Here is a 20,211-nt window from a genome sequence, read left to right as displayed (position 1 = left end):
AATTGAGTAAAAAGTTATAGGGCGGTTTTTCCGCCCTTTTATATGGTGAAAAGTAAATGGAACATAATTCAGTGATTGAGCAAATGCGTCAATTGATTCAGCTCATTGCAAAACACAATCATGCTTACTATGTGATGGATCAACCTTCAATTTCAGATAGTGAATATGACCATTTATTTCATCAGCTTAAAGCATTAGAACAACAATACCCTGAATGCATCCAAGCGGATACCCCAACCAATAAAGTGGGGGGGCAAGCACTGTCGAAATTTGAAAGTGTGACTCACGTTGTTCCAATGTTATCTTTGAATAATGTATTCGAAGAAGATGAACTTCTTGCATTTGCTAATCGTGTTGAAGAACGATTACCCAACCAAAAAATTCAATATGATGTTGAACTTAAGTTTGATGGGTTAGCGATTTCACTGTGGTATGAAAATGGCGTTTTAGTCCGTGGTGTAACGCGCGGTGATGGTGAAACAGGTGAAGACATCACTCAAAATGTTAAAACCATTCGTAATTTGCCTAAAATATTATCTTCTAGAGATCAGCCTATCCCACAATTATTAGAAGTCCGTGGCGAAGTGTTAATGCCCAAAGCTGGATTTAAAAAGTTGAATAGGCATCTAAAGAAACGTGGTGAAAAAGAATTTGCTAATCCACGAAATGCTGCTGCGGGGAGCTTGAGGCAACTAGATTCTCAGATTACAAAAACTCGTCCATTAGCATTTTATGCGTATGGTGTTGCACAATGTATTCCTGATAATAATGTTGATACTATCGGTGATAATTTAGAATGGTTAAAGCATTTTGGCTTTGAAAATTATGATCATTGGGTCGTGGATAGTATTCAAGATGCACAAAAAAAATATGAACAGCTAATTGTTGAAAGATCAAATTTAGCTGTAGAAATTGATGGCATGGTTATTAAGGTAAATAGCCTTGAACAGCAAAAGCAATTAGGTTTCATTAGTAGAGCACCTAGATGGGCAGTCGCTTATAAATTTCCTGCCGAATCTAAAACTACAGAAATTAGACAAATAGATTGGCAAGTTGGAAGAACTGGAATTTTGACTCCTGTAGCCCGCTTAGTACCAATTTTTGTGGGTGGCACAACTATTTCTAATGCCACATTGCATAATATTGGAGAGATTCATCGTTTAGATGTCCGTATTGGAGATAAAGTCGAGGTATATCGAACAGGTGATGTTATCCCTAAAATTAAAAGCGTAAAGTTTGATTTACGTTTGCCAAATAAAGAATATGAACTTATTCAATTACCATCATACTGCCCAGTATGTAATTCACCAATTATAATGCCAGAAGGCGAAGCTTTAGCACGTTGTTCAGGTGGTTTGTATTGTGCTGCGCAACGTATTGAAGCTATTCGACACTTTGTTTCACGTAAGGCCTTAGATATCGAGGGTTTGGGTGATCGTTGGGTTGAGTCATTGTTACATCTCGATTTACTGAAAGATGTGGCTGATATTTATCACTTACATACACATCGTGAAAAGCTTCTGACGATCGAGAAGATGGGCGAGAAGTCTGTACAGAATCTGATTGATGCAATTGAAGCCAGTAAGAAAACCACATTAGCCCGTTTTATTTATGGCTTAGGTATTCGTGGTGTTGGTGAAACGACAGCACGTATGCTCGCCAATACGTTTCAGACCTTGGATGCTTTGAAAGCAGCTGATGTTGAAGCACTTAAGAAAACGCCTGATGTTGGTGATATTACTGCTGAATGGATCGCTGACTTTTTCCAAGCACCGCATAATATTGAAGTGTTAGATCGTTTAATGGCAGCCGGTATTCATTGGGATGCACCAACAGCACCGACTCGTCAGCCATTAAATGGTGAGAGTTGGGTCGTCACAGGAACGTTGGAAAGTATGGGGCGTGATGAGGCAACACAACGTCTCCAAGCGCTGGGTGCTCGAGTAAGTAACAGTGTTTCCAGTAAAACCAAATGTGTAGTTGCGGGTGAGAAAGCGGGCAGTAAATTAGAAAAAGCGCAAAAATTAGAAATTCGAGTAATGAATGAGCAAGAATTTTTAGATTTTTTGGCTCAATATCAAGCCTAATTGAGTTGAAGATTTGAACAAATAAAAGCCGCTTTAAAAGCGGCTTTTTGATGAGTTAAAGATATTTTTTAACGACACCATCATCGAGTAATTGTTGAAAGTGTTCAACGACGCTAGATTCAATATCTCGGTATTGTATTCCCAGCTCTTGTTGACTCTTTTGCGCATTAAAATAAATTGGATAACCCATATTGAGTTCAACGAATGATCTCGAAAATCCAGCGAATGGTCCAAATAATTTAAATGCTGATTTTGGTAATTGATTACGAGGAAAAGGAAAACGATTGCCAAAATTCTGACGTAAGATTTTTCCCATTTCCAATAAACTTAAAGTTCCACCACTGATAATATAGCGTCCTTTTGCATTGGTGTTACTTGCTGCTTGAATATGCGCATCAGCTACATCACGGACATCAACGATGCCATTCCACATGGGCGGTACACCGAGTAAGGTCATACCATTGGCAAATTGTTGTAAAACTTCAACACTACCTGATTGTGTATTCGCAGTTAATGATGGTCCCATCACCAATGCTGGATTAATGCAGACTAAATCCCAACGATTTTGTTGTTCAGCCATTTCCCAAGCCTTACGTTCTGCTGCAACCTTTGAGAATGGATAAGGTTGATGTGTTTCACTGCTGGTATTGTTCCAGTGGCTTTCATCAAATTCATTGTTTTTAGTATCAAGGATTTCAATCGCATCGCCATAAGTTGATGCAATACTTGATGTCAGTACCACACGTTTGACTGATTCAGTTCGATTGACGCTGTTTAGTACATTCTCAGTACCGATTACAGCTGGTTCAATAATATCTTTGACCGCATCTTTATAGTTGGTCACAACGAAAGGTGAGGCGGTGTGAATCACGATTTCACATCCTTTCATTGATTCATCAAATGCGCCTGCTTGTAGTAAGTCTGCTTTAAAAAAATGAATTTGCCCTGAGGATTTTTCAGCGATGTCGTACAGATGTTGGATTTTATCCTTTTTTGATGGATCTCGAACCGTTGCATGAACGATGTATCCTTGATTCAAAAGTCGTTCAATAATCCAACCCGCAATATAACCGGTTGCCCCAGTAACTAAAATCGGTTTGCTTTTATCCATTTTGTATATCCGCATGATACTTTTTGTAAGTGATTCTATTTAGCGAATTTTATCTAAATACACAATGGTTGAAAGAATTTCTTACCTTTTTTACTTGAAAAATGAGTTAAATAAGAAGCATTGCTAACCGTTACAAAAATTAAAATAAAGCGGTTTTTGATCTTTCACATGTATTTGAATACATGAGTTGATTGCAAGCACTTATTTTATTTCAATAAATTGGATTAATTAAAACTGTAAATGCGTATGTTTCTCATTTTAATTTTATAAAAATCATAGGTTTACGTGTTTTGGTTTTTGCAATTTTATTCAAACTTACGCATAATAACGGTAATCGATAGGAGTAAATATTATGCGTGGCAATCCAGAAGTCGTCGACTATTTAAATATGCTCATTGGCGGTGAATTGGCTGCTCGTGATCAATATTTAATTCATTCAAGAATGTATGAAGATTGGGGTTTAACCAAGATTTATGAGCGTATTGACCATGAAATGCAAGAAGAAGCATCTCATGCTGATGCGATTATTCGTCGTGTTCTTTTTTTAGAAGCAAAACCAAATATGAACCGCGAAGACATCAATGTTGGTACGGATGTTGTAAGTTGTTTAAAAGCAGATTTAGCACTTGAATATCATGTTCGTGAGAAACTAGCGATAGGTATTAAGTTGTGTGAAGAGAAAGGTGATTTTATTAGCCGAGATATGTTGCGTCAGCAACTTTCAGATACGGAAGAAGATCACACCTATTGGTTAGAAAAACAGTTGCGATTAATTGAGTTAATTGGTTTACAAAACTATATTCAATCTCAAATGTAAGATATTTGAAAAAACTCAGCCTTGGCTGAGTTTTTGATACAATCATGATTTATTTTTTTGCAAGGTTTTTAGGTCTTTTAAAACCTGATCAGCATGAGTTTGTGTATTAACACTCGTATAGTGATATATCACCGCACCTTTTGGATCAATCAGAAAGCTTTCTCGTTTGGCGATTTTAGTAATGCCTAGATTTCTTACGATGCCAAATTTTCCAGCAAGCGTTCCTTTTTCATCTGCCAGAATTGGAAAGGGTAAGCCTAGCTTTTCTGAAAATTTTTGATGTGAAGCAACATCGTCTAAACTCGCGCCTAGTACAACAGCATTTGATTGTAAAAACTCAGGGTAGAGTGCTTTGAATTGATTGGCTTCTTGAGTACATCCAGCTGTGTCATCTTTAGGGTAAAAATAAAGTACGATCCATTTACCTTTATATTGATCTAGGGTATGCCATTTTCCATCTTGATCTTGTAATTTGAAATCTGGTGCTGAGTGTCCAACCCATTCTTTTTGTGCTGTATTCTGTTTAGAAAACAAAGTATTTTGTGCGGAGCTTAAACTGGGTGTAGTCAATAAAAACAGTGAACTACACACTATAAGAACTTTGGACTTTATTGTATTCATCATCATGATCTCAACGTATGATAGAAATCTACTTTAGCAAATTTAGAAATTTGATGTGTTAGTAAATTTTTTATAGTTATTTTACGTTTTATCTAACAAAACTATTGATAGATCTAGAAAATAGTGATGTGAAAAGAAGATATAATTTTTTTAAGTTTGAATGATTGGGTTATAAGTTGAAGTATAAAATTTTACTCATCACTGGATGGGGTGGTGGATCTGAATTATTAAAACCTTTACATGACGGATTGGAGCAAAAAGGATATATCGTTGAACGAATTAATATCTTTAATGCGCTAGATCATGAAATCCTACAACAGCATGTTGAGCTTGCAGTAAAATTTGATGTCATTGTGGGATGGTCATTGGGTGGTCAACTGGCAACAATATTAGTCGATCACATCCAGCAACAATATGCAGAACAGAAGACGTTAATCACCTTGGCATCTAATCCATGTTTTGTCGCTCAAGCGGATTGGACGACAGCTATGCCAGTAGAAACTTTTATGCAGTTCAAACAATCATTTGAACAGGATGCGATTACCACGCTAAAACGTTTTGGTTTATTGGTGTGCCAAGGTGCAAGTTCTGCTAAAAAAGATTTCTTGGCCATGCAGAAATTGATTCGTCCGCAACCGATTGCATTGCTTCGGGATGGGTTGCAGTTGTTAGAGAAATTAAATTTGGTTGGTTTGTGTGAAAATTATCAAGGTAGGAAGTTACATGTCTTCGCAGAGCATGATGCTTTAGTTCCTTACCAAGTTGCTCAAAATATCCAGAATTTAGCTGCAAAAAATCTATCTGTTATTTCTATTGAAGGGGCTTCGCATGGTTTTCCATGTTTTATGGTGGAGAAGACTGTGCAAGTAATTGAAGATTTTATTCAAATGACGGTTTAATCTTGCTTGAATTGAAAGTTCTCGCAATATATTTTAGATTTTGACAAGTTTAAGATATTGTAGAATGTTTTTAAATGTAGATTTCAGCAGAGTCTTACAGAACTCTCATCAGATGGTAGGATAAACCTGCGGTTCGCCCTACTTTGGTTTTGCCCAAAGTAGGCAAAGGCATTGTCATCCACAAAACCTGTTCTCTTTCTGCATTTGGTCAATTCTCTCGCAGAAACAAAATTTTGTTGATACCACGCAGGTTGCGGATGACATTTCCGAGTATCGAAAGCTTGTGCCAAAGCTAATTGAAATTTTAAAGAGGTAAAAGGAGTAACGGATGACCGATTTATTTGATTTAGAACATTTATGGCATCCCTATACTTCGATGTTAAATCCATTACCAACCTTTAAAGTCAAACGTGCTTATGGTGCAACGATTGAATTAGAAGATGGTCGAACTTTGGTTGATGGCATGTCGTCATGGTGGTGTGCGATTCACGGTTATAACCACCCTGAACTCAATAAAGCCATTACTGATCAATTGCAAAACATGGCGCATATCATGTTTGGTGGTTTGACGCATGAACCTGCAATTGAGTTGGGTAAACTCTTATTAAAAATTACACCTCCGAGTTTAGATAAAATTTTCTATGCTGACTCAGGTTCAGTTTCAGTTGAAGTGGCTTTAAAAATGGCAGTGCAATATTGGGCTGCATTGAATCAACCTGAGAAAACCAATTTTATTACTACACGTTCTGGCTATCATGGTGATACTTGGAATGCGATGTCTGTATGTGATCCTGTCACGGGGATGCACCAGATTTTTGGGTCAAGTTTACCGAACCGAATCTTTGTACCCGCGCCACAAAGTCGCTTTGATGCTGAGTGGAATCCACAAGATATTCAAGAGCTCAAACACCAGATCGAACAGCATCATCACAGTATTGCCGCACTAATTATTGAGCCAATTGTACAAGGTGCAGGAGGGATGCGTTTTTATCATCCTGAGTATTTACGCCAAGCCAAAGAATTATGTGAGCAATACAATTTATTGTTGATCTTTGATGAGATCGCAACAGGCTTTGGGCGCACAGGTAAAATGTTTGCTTGGGAACATGCGCAAGTTGAGCCTGATATCATGTGTATTGGTAAAGGCTTAACAGGGGGGTATATGACCTTGTCTGCAACCTTAACCACTAAGCAAGTGGCTGAAACCATAAGTCGTGGCGAAGCTGGCGTGTTTATGCATGGTCCAACTTTTATGGCGAATCCTCTAGCTTGTGCTGTTGCTTTGAGAAGTACTCAATTATTGGTTGAACAAGACTGGCAGAGTAATATCCAACGGATTGAAAAGATTCTTGTTGAGCAATTAAGTGGTTTAGCACAACTTGACTACGTTGCAGATGTACGCGTATTAGGTGCGATTGGTGTAGTTGAATTAACATCTAATGTCGACATGAAAACCTTACAGCAACAGTTTGTTGAACGTGGTATTTGGGTACGACCATTTGGAAAATTGGTTTACGTGATGCCACCGTATGTGATTACCGATGATGAGCTAAATTACTTATTAGTACAGATGAGTGAAGTAGTGAAAAATATGCAAGGAGTTAATAGTAATGTCCTTGCTTAATCATTATGCCGAGCAGCTTGACCAGCTCAAACAGCAAGGTAATTTTCGTCAATTTACTTCAAATCAACAGCAGGGACGATGGATTACCATCCAAGATCGAACCATGTTGAATTTGGCATCCAATGACTATCTAGGTTTGGCGGCTGATTTAAGTTTAAGAGAGGAATTTCTTGATACTTTGCAAATCGACCGTGCATTATTTAGCTCTTCTTCTTCACGTTTACTGACAGGTAATTTTGCAGAATATGAGCAATTTGAAAATAGCCTAAGCAAAGCTTTTGGTCGTGCTGCCTTGCTTTTCAATAGTGGCTATCACATGAATATCGGTATTTTGCCTGCATTAGCTGATAGTAAAACCGTGATTTTGGCGGATAAACTGGTTCATGCCAGTATGATTGATGGTATTCGTCTATCGAATGCTCAATATGTGCGTTATCGTCATAATGATTTGCAGCATTTGGAACAGTTATTGCAAAAGTATCAACAAGATGAGCAAGTTGAACGTATTATTGTGGTGACTGAAAGTATTTTTAGTATGGATGGTGATGAAACGGATTTAGCGGCACTGGCGCAGTTAAAGCAACGTTTTGTCAAAACCATGTTGTATGTTGATGAAGCTCATGCCATAGGTGTGAGAGGTGGGCAAGGACTAGGTTGTGCTGAGCAATATGGTGTATTGCATCAGATTGATTTCCTTGTTGGGACTTTTGGCAAAGCGATTGCCTCAATTGGCGGTTATATTATTTGTGATCCTATCATCCGTGATTATCTTATTAATAAAATGCGTCCCTTGATTTTCAGTACAGCATTACCACCAATCTCGATGGCATGGTCTGATTTTATCTTTAATAAAGTATTAAATATGCAGCAGCAGCGACAGCACTTGGCTGAGATCAGTCATTTTTTACAGCAGGCGGTGATTGCAAAAGGTTTTTCAAGTCCATCGAGTAGCCATATTATTCCAATTATTGTCGGCGAAAGTAATGCAGCGATTGAAAAAGCACGTTATGTTCAGCAACAAGGTTTTTATGCCATGCCTGTGCGACCGCCAACAGTACCGCAAAATAGTTCACGTTTACGTATCTCATTAACGTCTATGGTTCAAAAAGCAGAATTAGAAAAATTGGTGGAATGTTTGTGAGTGTCGATAAAGCTTTAGTCGCTCAACGTTTTGCCAAAGCAGGGCAAAGTTACGTTGAGCATGCTGTAGTGCAAAAGCAGATCAGTGCACAGTTATTTGAATATCTGAAAGCGTATTTTCCAAAGACTTTTGATTCTGTACTTGAGATCGGTTGTGGGTCGGGTAATTTAACGCATTTATTTCAGACTCATTTTCAGTTTGATCAATTATTTTTAAATGATCTTTATGAGGATGTTGATCAGCATTTTTCAACAATTCAAAATATAGCTTGGTTGATCGGAGATATTGAGCAGCTTGAATTACCATCAGAATTGGATGCGATGATTTCAAGTTCTGCTTTGCAATGGATGACTGATCTACCTGCATTATTACAACGAATTCATAATGCGTTAAAACCGAAAGGCTATTTGAGTTTCTCTACATTTGGTGAAAATAATTTAATTGAAATCAAAAAGCTGACTGGGCAAGGTTTAAGTTATTATTCTAGTGAAGTATTGAAACAGAAACTTGAAGAAAATGGCTTTGAGATTGTGTTTATACAAGAAGAACAAAAACATCTATATTTTGATGATCCTAAATTAGTGCTGCATCATCTAAAAGCGACGGGGGTGACTGCAACAGCAAAGTCACATCGTTGGACCAAGCAATCTTTACAGCAGTTTTATTCTGATTATCAACAGTTTTATGATGAGCGTGGTTTTCGCCTAACTTATCATCCGATTTACGTGATTGCGCGGAGAAAAGCATGAGTGCAGCAATTTATTTTGTCAGCGGTATTGATACAGAAATTGGTAAAACTTATGCCACAGGTTATCTCGCCAAACTTTGGACCGAACAAGGGCAGCGTGTTATCACCCAAAAGTTGGTGCAAACGGGGAATATCGATGTGTCTGAAGACATCGAAAAACACCGTGAAATTATGGGTAGTGGCTGGTTTCAGGAAGATCATGAAAAATTGACCATGCCTGAAATTTTCACTTATCCCGCTTCACCGCATTTGGCGACGCGTTTAGATGGGCGTGAGTTGGATTTTACTAAGATCGAAGCTGCAACTAAAGAACTTGCTCAGCGTTTTGAGGTGGTGCTCTTAGAGGGTGCGGGTGGTTTAATGGTGCCTTTAACTACAGATTTATTGACCATTGATTATATTGCTCAACATCAATTTCCAGTGATTTTGGTGACTTCTGGACGTTTGGGCAGTATTAACCACACATTGTTGAGTTTAGAAGCTTTAAAACATCGTGGTTTGAGTTTGCATGCGTTGGTATATAACTTAAAAGATGAATCGAAAGATTCCCTGATTTCTAAAGATACCGCAGATTATTTAAAGGCTTATTTGGCAAAGCATTTTCCTGCTGCTCAATGGATTGATTTGGAAAAGTTTTTAAATGATTAAAGTTTTATTAGTATGTATTGATTAATAGTTAAGTATATTTTTGACGAATTTTATCGATATACTCATGTATTTTTTTCTTATCGGTTGGATACGTGTCTAGGTAGCACTCGCTTGTTTTTACCAAAGTCTCAAAAAAATTGCAAAGCTCCATAGTTGAGCTTTGCATGTCCCCCATGAAGAATTGAATATTTATAAATTCTTCTGGGTGATCATAGTCTTGTTCTAAGCCGAAACCACACCCTTCACTTGAAGTGATTCCATATCCGTTACTAATATGAAATAAGATATTTAAATAATTCATTTTATTTGTAGAAATTGTTTCTTTTAGAATATGGTAAAGATCGTGATATCCATTTACAAAGTAGTAGTTTTGAACGTTTTCTAGCCACATGGAATGGTCATTCTGTTTGGTCAATAATGCTTGTAATAGCTTACTTTATTTTTTGTGAGACTATAAGAATTCTTGCAAGTTAAAATAATAAAAAAACATGTTTTCTAATACATGTGAAAGTTTTACTGAGGAAAATTTGATATTAATGGGTTCTGGTAAAGTATTTAATTAAAAGGGTTGATAATCATGAACAAAAATAATTTTATGTGTATGGCTCTATGCCTATTAGGTTTGATCTCGACGACTCATGCAGAAGTGCCGTCAGATAAAACCATCATTAGTTGGATCACTAACTTACAGGATTCAAATGCGAATCCTCAGCAAGCCATTCAGATTGATCACACGGAAAAAGTAAAATTAATTTCTGGCGAAGAAGCTTATTTATCTGGAGTTAATTTTGAAAACGCAGGACGTAACTTCTGGGGCGGCTATGTCCTTACTCGACCAAAGTTAAAGCAGGCGCGAATTTTGGGTGAGTTTGGTGGCCAAACAAATAACTTTAAAGTTCATTCAACGATATACAAAGGCAAGCCGATTCATTTAATTGAGATTGAAAGTGCAGGGTCAGGACAGGGGGCTATTGAGTCAAGTAAGAGCCTAATTTACTTCAATCAATGGTCAGCTAAACGAATTGCTGATGTACAAGAGTCGTCTTATGCTGGTCGATATAGTCAGAAATTAGAGGCGGAAGATTGTCAGACGGGTGTTGATCACTCTGGCTATTTAAATGTAATGTCATATTCACCATTTGTGATAAAAACAACCGTACAAGGAAATGCTTGTAATGACAAACCCCAAGGGTATACAGTTAATAGTACTATTCTTCAAATCATCATTCCTGAAATAAAATAGATCGTATGACCTTTCCAACAGCAATAAGGCAGATGTTGGAAAGGTATTCGTTGTTAATGCCTTGACTTAATTTAAGGTCATCTTGACGGATTCAATCGCTTCTGAGGCTTTTTCATTAAATAAATGACAGGTATAGTTTTTCACTGCAGTTAAATACCATGCCGCAAGCTCTGTACGTTGGTCACTTGCACCATATTGAGCAAGTGCCAAATCGTATCGCTCTTGGGCAATATTAATTCGAGTTTGACGGGTCTCAGCTGCTTCTGTTGGATAATATAGACCAGCACCATATGGAGCAGTTGAATTTGGTTTTAATGCTAAGTACGCTCGCGTCATATTATCTGAAAACTTCGTCTGGCTGAGATAGAGTACTCGTTTGTTCCATGTGGTTTTAGTCATGTCTTTGAAATACTCGATCGGCTGAAACTCATTAGGTTCAATACGGATATATGGTTCAGAAGCTTGTTTATTTCGTATTTCTAAACATGTGGCTCCTTGTGGGAAACGTTTGTCTTTGAAGATCTCATAGATTACGCCATCTGTATTTGCCCCAGTTATTCCATATTTCTTCCCGCGCTCATAGTTATGATAGGCAACATAGTGACCGATCAATTTGTTTGATAAATCTCGTTTGATCAGCATATAGCTAACTTTTAAACCGCTATGGTTACCTGAAGAATGTGGAATAAAGCTTATACTGTTATCTGTGAGTCTCGTCAGTCTACTTGTAAGATACCCATCATTGGTACGCTTGCTCGGGTTCACTTCGTAATCAGCAGTTTTGCTATAAAAATTATAAAAGATAAAGTTGCCTGTTTCTTCTGTATATTCTTCTGCTGTTCGATGTTCAATGTATTGCAGTGGATTATTAAAGTTAGATAAGCCTTTTTGATAAATCCCGTCTTTACGTAAGGTCATGCTGATATAAGGCATTGAAATGGAATGTAAACCATGTACAGTGATTCTCTCGTAGTCTTTCCAAGTCTCATCAAGTTTCATCATGCTGTTGGGTGAAGTTTCAATTTTTTCAGCTGGGGTTGTCGTATTTTGGCCATCTGAACCACCGCCACATGCGGAGAGTAGAAAGATACTTGCTAAGCTTATACTCAATGTAAGTGATGTTATTTTCATATTTCCCTATTTCTCCAAAATGGAAAGTAAAATCCTTAAATTATTCTTAATTCTAATATTAATTTTATTTTCAAATATAAATAATATGTAACCTAATAATCGCTTTACAGTGGAATAAGAGGATGGAAAGCGCTGGATTAGAGGCTGCTGAGTATGTCAAAAGCTACTTTATTTATGCCAATGGAATAGTATTTTGATTATTGAAATACAAGGAATTTTTTTGTGACAATGAGTTGAAAGGGCATAAAGTCAATAGGATGGATGTTCCAATCAGGATCAGGGGATCACAATAAAAAAAGCTAACAAGCGGACTTGTTAGCATAGGAGGAACTTCGAATGATACAGTTTAATTGTTCGTATTTATTTTTCTAATTATTACTTACGATCCCTATTTTAGTGACCTTACTTTGCTGAGCTAAAGCCATGACCATTGCAATATTTTTATATTCTGCTTGGGCATCAGGTTTAAATTTAATTTGATCCTGATCAGCTTTTTTAGACACATTTTCAAATAATGCTTTTAATGCTTGGCGATCCGCTACCACCTGATCATTCCAAAAAATCTGACCTTGAGCATCGACACGTAGATTGATCACTTCAGGTGGTTTCTGGTCAGTCGGTGGCGGAGGCGTACCATTTGGCAAATTAATATTAATCGCATTATTTGGAATCGGGATGGTAATGATGAACATGATTAGCAATACCAGCATGACATCAATTAAAGGTGTCATGTTAACGTCAAGCATCACATCATCTTCACTACTTTTTGGTCCGACATTCATACCCATGACTAACTCCTTATCATTTGATTAAGGTGAACTAGGCGGAGTCGTGACAAATGCAATTTTGCCAATACCCGCTTGTTGGGTGGTACTAATTACCTCATCGATTGCTTCATAGTGCGTGAGTTGATCACCACGGATATGAACCTCAGGTTGAGGGCGCTTCTGCGCCTCAACTTGTAATCGTGCGAGTAACGTTTCTTTATCTGCAACGTGCTGTTCATCCCAGAAAATATCACCTGTTTTATTTACTGAAAGTTGAATATTTAGTGGCGTGGTTGCATAGGGTGCATTTTTTTCTTCAGGAAGATTTACAGGGACGGTGTGTGTGACCACTGGAACAGTGATTAAAAAGATAATCAGCAGAACCAGCATGATGTCCACAAGTGGAGTCGTGTTAATCGTTCCGATTACATCATCGTCACTTTGATCTGAATTTATCATCATGCCCATAATCGTATCCCTTATTTAGAATCACGGTTTACAGGGTTGCTACGTAATTCACCACTGAGTAAAACAGCATGTAAATCAGAGCCAAATGAGCGGACATTATCCATGACTGCTTTATTACGACGAGTCAACCAGTTATAGCCAAGTACGGCAGGTACAGCCACAGCTAAACCAATTGCAGTCATAATTAATGCTTCACCTACAGGCCCAGCAACTTTATCAATCGATGCTTGTCCTGAAATTCCAATGGCGGTAAGTGCGTGATAAATTCCCCAAACAGTTCCAAATAAGCCAACAAAGGGTGCTGTTGAACCAACTGTTGCTAGAAATGCTAAACCGTTACCTAAATGACTTTGTACTTTCTCAATTGCACGTTGAATCGAAATGGTGACCCAAGTATTAAAATCAATACGTTCTAATAATGTGCCATCATGATGTTTGGTTGAATGAATGCCTTTTTCTGCAATATAACGATAAGAACTATTAGGGGCTAAGCTGTCTTTTGCACTATTTAAAGTATCTGCTTCCCAAAAATTACGTTCAGCTTCTATACCATGGCGTTTAACTTTACTTTGTTGGAATACTTTAGAAAAAATGATGTACCACGTACCGATCGACATCAATACCAAAATAAACAGTGTTGTTTTAGCAATAACATCACCTTCACGCCAAAGTGCTTCTAATCCATAAGGGTTATAAGCTTCTTGTTCAGTTGCTGGAAGTGGAGGAGGAGTTACTGTCGTTTGTGTCGTTTCATTCGCCGCAACTGTGGTTATAGCAGTTGTTTGGGTGGTTTCATCTGCCCAGACTGTGCTTAATGGGAGTAAAGTACTCGTTGAAATTAAACCAATAGCCGCGAATCGAGCGATATATTTTGCTGTTTTATTCATCTTAAATTCTCCAAAAATTGTTTAATTCATTTGCTTAATTAGGAAATCGTGAATGTGTATTCGATTTCATACCAGTCTTGTTGAGGAACACCATCTTTCATGGCAGGTGTAAAAGAACACAAGCTGTATGCTTTAGTGGCTGCTCTATCTAGCGCTCTAACACCACTCGATTTGTTCACTTTGGCATCGATGACTTTTCCTGAGCTATCGACCAGTAAACGCATCCGTACCGTACCTTCTTCACCTGCCATTTCCTGTTCACGTGGATAATCAGGCTCCTTACATCCTGCACTACCTTCCGATACTCCACGTGAGATCCCAGCAGGTTTTGGTGCGGGAGCAGGCGCGGCGACCGGTGCTGCAACAGGACTAGGGCTTGGTGTTGCGACAACAGGTGCAGCTGTAGGAGTTGCAACTGTATTTTGTACAGGTGGCGTAGGTGTTGGTTTGGCAACAGGTGTTACTTTTTCCACTTGTTTCGGTGGATCAGGCATTTTTGCCACTTTCTCTACCATTTTGGGTGGTTCAGGTGGTTTTTCCTCTGGCTTGGGCGGAGGTGGTGGAGGGGGCGGTTCAATATCTTGAATAATGAGTAGTTCGACAGGTTTCTCGACAGGCTTGGTCATCTCGGTCGTTAAACTTGTTACTAAAATGTAGGCGATCACAAGATGAAGAAATAAAACCACACCAAGACCAATCAGACGTTTGGCAGATTGATTTTCATTCTCAGCAAAGGGTATGCCCATAATTGCTCCTGAAAATGTAATCGCTGAGTTGTATAAAAGTATTTTGGCTAGATTGAAAATCTTGGTAGCAATTTTTATCTTATATACACATCAGGATTACGTTGAACCACTACAAGATAAAAAAGGAACATCTTGCAGTGGTTAGAGTTTTAGAATTTATAAGTGCCTCTTAGGAAATATGCACGTCCCGTTACGTCGCTATAGCGAGGGTCATAACCATATTGAAAGTTATCGAGCACATTCGAAGCAGAAGGTTCAGCATCAAATAGATTTTTGATACCAGCAGTCAACTCTAGATTTTTAAAACCTTTATACGTTCCTGAAACGTTATATAAGGTGTAATCACTTACGCGGTGGTTATCATATTTCTCATCACCAATTTGGTTTTGATCTTTATAGCCACGGTAGAACTCTTGCTCGAAGACCATTTTCCAGTTTTCGTAGCTCCAGTTAATATTGGCAACGTGTTTCCAACGTAAGATTGCTGGATCATCATATTTACCAACATAGCCTTCCCATGCACCACCTTTCTCTTCTTGACGGTCGTATTTGATAACATATGTGCCATCAATACCGAAGCCAAAGCGACCAGTAGAAGTCATAGGTGAAAGATAATTTAACGCTAAATCAATACCTTCAGTTTTAACTCCACCCATATTTGTTAATGCACTGTTGATATATTCCAATCGACCATCAGCCCCTCGAATGAAACGATTTGCATATTTTTCAGGATCACCGAAAATCATTGCTTCTCCGATGCTGTTAATTAGCCCATCAATTTTGATGTTGTAATAATCAGCCGAGAACACTAAATTTTTGATCGGTTCCACAACAAAACCTGCGGTAATTGAGGTTGATTCTTCGGGTTGTAAGTCTTTTGTTCCACCTTGTGTGCGGTAGAATTGGGTATTACATTCAGTTTGGTATTCTGGTGATATTGCTTTGCCGTTTGGACATAGCATAGGATCATTGTAGCGAGCACCAGTATAAGTTTTACTTTGAGGTGCATTGATATCATATAAGCTAGGTGCACGGAAACCTGTACTGTATGAAGTACGGAACATCAATTGTTTAATTGGTTCCCAGCGGAATGCAATTTTAGGATTAAATGTGTCACCAAAATCACTATAGTCATCATAACGAGCTGCTAGTTGTGCTTCTAAGGTTTTGGTAATTGGAATATGTAACTCTGTAAAAGCTGCAGTAATATCTCTTTTGCCTTTACTTTCAGGTTTACTAGGATCAATACCGCTGCCAGGAACTTGACTGACGATTTCCGAATTCACATTGGCTTTCCAGTCCTGCTTACTAAAACTACCACCAAAGGCAAAGCCTACCTCACCTGCGGGCAAAGTATAAATTGGACGACTAATAGTAAAGTCAAATGTCGTGGCTGTGAGTGTACCCTTGTTGGTATCGCCTTTTACTTCAAAGGACTCCCAAAGTTCTTGATTTTCACTAGGACCGAAAGGGTTGATTGTTCCATTGTTTAAAGCATCTTGGAGTTTACTTTTATTTAAATACCCTCCAGCAAAGCCATCTGTCGCTTCGCTACGCGCATAAGATAAACCTGTGTTTATGTCCCAACCGTAAGCCTCACCTTCTAAAGCAATTAATGCTCGATGTGATTCATTCACTGGATTAGACATACGGTTTCCAGCTTGTGATCTTAAATAAAGCTCAAGGGGTTCACCACTTAATCCTGCAACATCGGGAGTTATGCCTTTACCAGGATAATATTGACTTGTAGAGGGCAGGGTGACAGAACGACTATAAACATCTGGTGCAATTGAAGTAGTAACTTCATTACGTGAATAAATATATTCACCAATTGCATTGAAATTATCATTGAGTTTAAAGGTTCCACGACCTAAGGCGGAGATCGTTTCTGTTTTGGGAACAATACCAATCAAAGCTTGGGTATTTAGATAGCAAAGTCCACCATCAGCAACAGTATTGGGTGCATTATTACAATTGCTATTGCCATAAGGATTACCTAACATCCCGGTTTTGGGGTCACGGAAATTGGCAGGGAAGCCATTTGCTGAACTTCCATCTATACCTAATTCAGGTAATACGCCTCCGCGTCGGCTAGCTTTACGATCCTTTGCCATAATGTCATTGGAGCGACGGTAGTCAACAACCCCCATGAGATTAAAGCCTTGTTCATCTAGATCCCCATACCCCCCAAAAATTGAAATATCTTGTTTGTCACCACCGCTTTGTTCTGGCTGGATAAAGCCTGCGCTAATATTTAATCCTTCAAATGATTTTTTAGTAATGAAGTTAATAACACCAGCAATCGCATCTGCACCGTAAATTGCTGAAGCTCCATCACGTAAAATTTCAATACGATCAACCATTGCCATTGGAATAATATTTAGGTTTGTGGTTGATGTACTAAATGGACTGTACGCTAAACGTCGACCATTCAATAAAATTAATGTTTTATCAGTACCTAATGCTCGAAGATTTGCAGATGAACCCTCGGTATTACTTGCACCAACATTTTGAGCGGTAGAAAATCCTGCTTGATTGGCACTAACTTTAGTTAGTGCTTCCTCGACAGTCGTTACGCCTTGCTTTGCAAGATCATCTGCTCTAATCACCGTAATCGGAGATGCACTCTGTGCTGCTACTCCTTTGATCGATGAGCCCGTAACTGCAACTTTTACAACTTTGGTTGGTTTCTCATCTGTGGGTGATTCTGCTTCGGCCGCATGGGTCATTGTTAAACACAACATACTTAGGCTCAGGGTGCTGAGTTTCAGTATGCTTTTGCTCGCTTTTGGCATAGCACTAGATTGAACGAAATTGGTATTTTTCATTGAATTTATAACCCCTAAATAGATGGTCACTCTACAAGAATGAACAAAATCGATTTAGCAAGACATGTGCCAAATACTATTTTTAGGTCCCAATTTCTTTAAATTTAATTATGTAAAAGCGTTGTAGTTTTATCTAATAAGCGCTTCATATTTTTACTAATTATTAAAAAACAATGAATATACAAAAAATATTTTTATTGTCATTTTTTGACAATAATCATGATTTTTTGTATCGCATTAAAATGTATCAGGATATTTATGTGTTGCTTTGATTTGGTGCGAAACCTGATTTATTTATTTAAAATTATACATTTGTGCTTTTTTATTTTCTAAAGGAAAAATTAATATAAAAGTATGTCGTTTGGCATAATCTTCCGTCTAGTTACTATGACTAAATCTATATTTTTAGAATATTTATTAAAAAATATTTATTTTAGGTTGGTAATTTATTTGAAAAGTGGCATGAATTTGGCAGTGTTTTTTCATCGTGAAATGATTTCTCTTATCTTTGTTATTTATACGAATGGTAAAAATTAATTTTTAGCTTTGTAAAAATATTCGTTGATTCGACAAAGAAGGATAAATCGTTGTGTGACTGGTTGCTATTCGAAAAGACTAGCATTTATTAAAAACAATGATGTGAGCACTGTGTTGAAGTCTAAATTTTCTAGCCTTGCTTTGTTTTCAACGATTATTGCATTTGCCCCAATTGGATATGCTAAAACCCCAGCACAAGCAGATAAAGTGCTTAGGATCGCTTTTGAAGCACCTGATGATGGTTTTGACATGGTCAAAACGTTCAATTTTTATAGTGGCAATGTCGCTGATGTTATTTTTGAAAGGTTGCTACAATATGATTATCTAGCAAATCCCGTCAAGCTTGCCCCATCAACAGCACAAAGCATGCCTGTTATCAAAGAAAATGGGAAAGTTTATATATTTAAAATCAAACCCGGTATTTATTTTACGGCTGATCCAGCATTTAAAGGTCAGCGCAGAGAGTTAATCGCTGAAGACTATGTGTACTCAATCAAACGTATTTTAGATCCTAAAAATCATTCTTCTTCATTTGCCTTTATTGATCAAAAAATTGTAGGTGCAAATGCTTTGGTTGAACAAGCTAAACAGACGGGGCATTTTGATTATGATGCCAAGATCGAGGGACTAAAAGCGCTAGATCGATATACTCTGCAATTTACTTTGACTCAACCTGACTATAATTTTCCTTATATTTTGGCATATAGCACTTTTGGTGCAACTGCTCGAGAGGTCGTTGAATATTATAAAGATCGTTTGGGAATGCATCCTGTAGGGACAGGACCCTATATGCTTAGTAAATATGTGCCACGAAGTAAAATAGAATTAATTGCTAATCCAGATTATCGAGGTTTTGTTTGGGATTTTAAATCTACAGGAACGGCTTGGGATAATCAGTTAGTCAAAGAAATGACTGGCAAAAAGATGCCTCAGATTGGCAAAGTGAATATCAGTATTATCGAAGAAGAGCAATCACGTTGGTTGGCATTTCAGTCGAAACAACTTGATTTCGATAAACTCACTGCAAGCTCCATCCCAAAAGTTTTGGATCACAACAATCAGCTAAAACCAGCAATGCAAACCAAAGGGATTCGACTTTATCCTAATAAAGAGGCTGAGATCACCTATACCATGCTTAATATGCGTGATCCAATCATTGGGGGGACCAGTCTAGAGAAAGTCGCATTACGCCGTGCGATTGCGATGTCATTTAATGTTGATGAATACATTCGTATTTTAAGAAAAGGGCAAGCGGTAAAAGCTGAAATGCTCGTGCCAGCAGGGGTAAATGGGCATAACCCAAATTATAGGAGCAGTATTGGCTATAACCCTGTTTTGGCAAATAAATTACTTGATCATTTTGGATATAAAAAAAGTGCTGATGGTTATCGTACTTTACCTAATGGCAAGGCGTTAACCTTAAAAATCAATACGGAAAGTGGTTCAGCTTCCGTCATGTATTCTGAGTTGTGGAAGAAGAACTTAGATGCAATTGGGATTCGTGTAGATTTCCGAGTAAGCAACTTTGCCGATAATTTAAAAGCAGCTACACAGTGTCAATACATGGTCTGGAGTGGTGCTTGGCATGCTGATTATCCAGAAGGGGAAAATTTCACTCAATTGTTATATGGACCAAATGTTGGGCGAGGCAATCAGTTTTGTTATCGCTCAACGGCATATGATGATTTGTATAAACAAGCGATGCAGCAACCTCCTGAAAAGCGTATGCCATTTTACGAAAAAATGAGCCGGCAGATTGAAGCAGACAATCCACTAATTTTACAAGATACGCGTATTCGAAATTGGGTAATTCAATCCCATGTCCAAGGTTTCAAAGCACATCCGATTATGAACAGTAACTGGCAATATTTAGATATTGCTTCACCACGACAAAAATAAGTGTTGAGT

The 20,211-nt window shown here is 37.9% G+C and carries 18 protein-coding genes; 9 read left to right on the top strand and 9 right to left on the bottom strand.

The window, feature by feature from the left end; genetic code table 11:
- The first annotated feature begins 56 nt into the window (after positions 1–56).
- Positions 57–2,087, top strand: a complete 2,031-nt coding sequence (ligA, locus tag F2A31_RS11810) for an NAD-dependent DNA ligase LigA (RefSeq protein ID WP_150026533.1) — start codon at positions 57–59, stop codon at positions 2,085–2,087.
- 55 nt (positions 2,088–2,142) lie between these two features.
- On the opposite strand, the gene F2A31_RS11805 is transcribed toward ligA, so the two are convergent.
- On the bottom strand, positions 2,143–3,198 hold the full coding sequence (locus F2A31_RS11805; protein WP_005081429.1) for an SDR family oxidoreductase: 1,056 nt from the start codon (positions 3,196–3,198) through the stop codon (positions 2,143–2,145).
- Positions 3,199–3,550: 352 nt separating this feature from the next.
- Between F2A31_RS11805 and ftn the strand changes: the two genes are divergently transcribed.
- Positions 3,551–4,015 carry a heteropolymeric bacterioferritin subunit Ftn gene (gene ftn / locus F2A31_RS11800; protein WP_004638102.1) on the top strand — a complete coding sequence of 155 codons (465 nt, stop codon included), beginning with the start codon at positions 3,551–3,553 and terminating at the stop codon, positions 4,013–4,015.
- Between the two features lie 42 nt (positions 4,016–4,057).
- On the opposite strand, the gene F2A31_RS11795 is transcribed toward ftn, so the two are convergent.
- The gene (locus F2A31_RS11795; protein WP_150026532.1) at positions 4,058–4,639 is read right to left on the bottom strand and encodes a peroxiredoxin; all 582 of its coding nucleotides are present in this window, start codon (positions 4,637–4,639) and stop codon (positions 4,058–4,060) included.
- Positions 4,640–4,812: 173 nt separating this feature from the next.
- Here F2A31_RS11795 and F2A31_RS11790 point away from each other — a divergent pair, with 173 nt between their 5' ends.
- The 5 genes from F2A31_RS11790 (at position 4,813) to bioD (ending at position 9,696) form a co-directional block, all read left to right on the top strand.
- On the top strand, positions 4,813–5,535 hold the full coding sequence (locus tag F2A31_RS11790) for an alpha/beta hydrolase family protein (RefSeq protein ID WP_407643265.1): 723 nt from the start codon (positions 4,813–4,815) through the stop codon (positions 5,533–5,535).
- 328 nt (positions 5,536–5,863) lie between these two features.
- On the top strand, positions 5,864–7,159 hold the full coding sequence (gene bioA / locus F2A31_RS11780) for an adenosylmethionine--8-amino-7-oxononanoate transaminase (RefSeq protein ID WP_150026530.1): 1,296 nt from the start codon (positions 5,864–5,866) through the stop codon (positions 7,157–7,159).
- Positions 7,146–8,300 carry an 8-amino-7-oxononanoate synthase gene (locus F2A31_RS11775; protein ID WP_150026529.1) on the top strand — a complete coding sequence of 385 codons (1,155 nt, stop codon included), beginning with the start codon at positions 7,146–7,148 and terminating at the stop codon, positions 8,298–8,300. The genes bioA and F2A31_RS11775 overlap by 14 nt, the downstream gene beginning before the upstream one ends.
- On the top strand, positions 8,291–9,049 hold the full coding sequence (gene bioC, locus F2A31_RS11770) for a malonyl-ACP O-methyltransferase BioC (RefSeq protein WP_150026528.1): 759 nt from the start codon (positions 8,291–8,293) through the stop codon (positions 9,047–9,049). The genes F2A31_RS11775 and bioC overlap by 10 nt, the downstream gene beginning before the upstream one ends.
- The gene (gene bioD / locus F2A31_RS11765) at positions 9,046–9,696 is read left to right on the top strand and encodes a dethiobiotin synthase (RefSeq protein ID WP_150026527.1); all 651 of its coding nucleotides are present in this window, start codon (positions 9,046–9,048) and stop codon (positions 9,694–9,696) included. Before bioC ends, bioD begins: the two co-directional genes overlap by 4 nt.
- 28 nt (positions 9,697–9,724) lie before the next feature.
- Here the strand turns inward: bioD and F2A31_RS11760 are convergent, their stop codons facing one another.
- Positions 9,725–10,087 carry a hypothetical protein gene (locus tag F2A31_RS11760; RefSeq protein WP_004952589.1) on the bottom strand — a complete coding sequence of 121 codons (363 nt, stop codon included), beginning with the start codon at positions 10,085–10,087 and terminating at the stop codon, positions 9,725–9,727.
- A 186-nt stretch (positions 10,088–10,273) separates the two neighbouring features.
- Here F2A31_RS11760 and F2A31_RS11755 point away from each other — a divergent pair, with 186 nt between their 5' ends.
- Positions 10,274–10,939 (top strand): hypothetical protein, encoded by a 666-nt coding sequence (locus F2A31_RS11755; RefSeq protein ID WP_150026526.1) that lies wholly within the window; start codon positions 10,274–10,276, stop codon positions 10,937–10,939.
- Between the two features lie 66 nt (positions 10,940–11,005).
- On the opposite strand, the gene F2A31_RS11750 is transcribed toward F2A31_RS11755, so the two are convergent.
- The 6 genes from F2A31_RS11750 to F2A31_RS11725 all read right to left on the bottom strand — a co-directional run bounded on the left by F2A31_RS11750 (position 11,006) and on the right by F2A31_RS11725 (position 17,766).
- Positions 11,006–12,070 carry a hypothetical protein gene (locus tag F2A31_RS11750; protein WP_150026525.1) on the bottom strand — a complete coding sequence of 355 codons (1,065 nt, stop codon included), beginning with the start codon at positions 12,068–12,070 and terminating at the stop codon, positions 11,006–11,008.
- Positions 12,071–12,438: 368 nt separating this feature from the next.
- Positions 12,439–12,858, bottom strand: coding sequence for an ExbD/TolR family protein (locus tag F2A31_RS11745; RefSeq protein WP_150026524.1), 420 nt, complete (start codon positions 12,856–12,858; stop codon positions 12,439–12,441).
- Between the two features lie 21 nt (positions 12,859–12,879).
- Entirely contained in the window at positions 12,880–13,305 is a 426-nt protein-coding gene (locus F2A31_RS11740) for an ExbD/TolR family protein (protein WP_150026523.1), read from the bottom strand.
- 11 nt (positions 13,306–13,316) lie between these two features.
- The gene (locus F2A31_RS11735; protein ID WP_115736636.1) at positions 13,317–14,192 is read right to left on the bottom strand and encodes a MotA/TolQ/ExbB proton channel family protein; all 876 of its coding nucleotides are present in this window, start codon (positions 14,190–14,192) and stop codon (positions 13,317–13,319) included.
- 38 nt (positions 14,193–14,230) lie between these two features.
- Positions 14,231–14,938, bottom strand: a complete 708-nt coding sequence (locus F2A31_RS11730) for an energy transducer TonB (RefSeq protein ID WP_150026522.1) — start codon at positions 14,936–14,938, stop codon at positions 14,231–14,233.
- Between the two features lie 149 nt (positions 14,939–15,087).
- On the bottom strand, positions 15,088–17,766 hold the full coding sequence (locus F2A31_RS11725; protein WP_171490599.1) for a TonB-dependent receptor: 2,679 nt from the start codon (positions 17,764–17,766) through the stop codon (positions 15,088–15,090).
- 651 nt (positions 17,767–18,417) lie between these two features.
- On the opposite strand from F2A31_RS11725, the gene F2A31_RS11720 reads away from it, so the two are divergent.
- On the top strand, positions 18,418–20,202 hold the full coding sequence (locus F2A31_RS11720) for an ABC transporter substrate-binding protein (protein WP_150026521.1): 1,785 nt from the start codon (positions 18,418–18,420) through the stop codon (positions 20,200–20,202).
- The last annotated feature ends 9 nt before the right edge of the window (positions 20,203–20,211 follow it).

Source organism: Acinetobacter suaedae, from assembly GCF_008630915.1.
In the GTDB taxonomy this organism is placed as follows: domain Bacteria; phylum Pseudomonadota; class Gammaproteobacteria; order Pseudomonadales; family Moraxellaceae; genus Acinetobacter; species Acinetobacter suaedae.
Note: the sequence above shows the minus strand (reverse complement) of the source record. Positions and strands in the feature narration are given on the sequence as shown.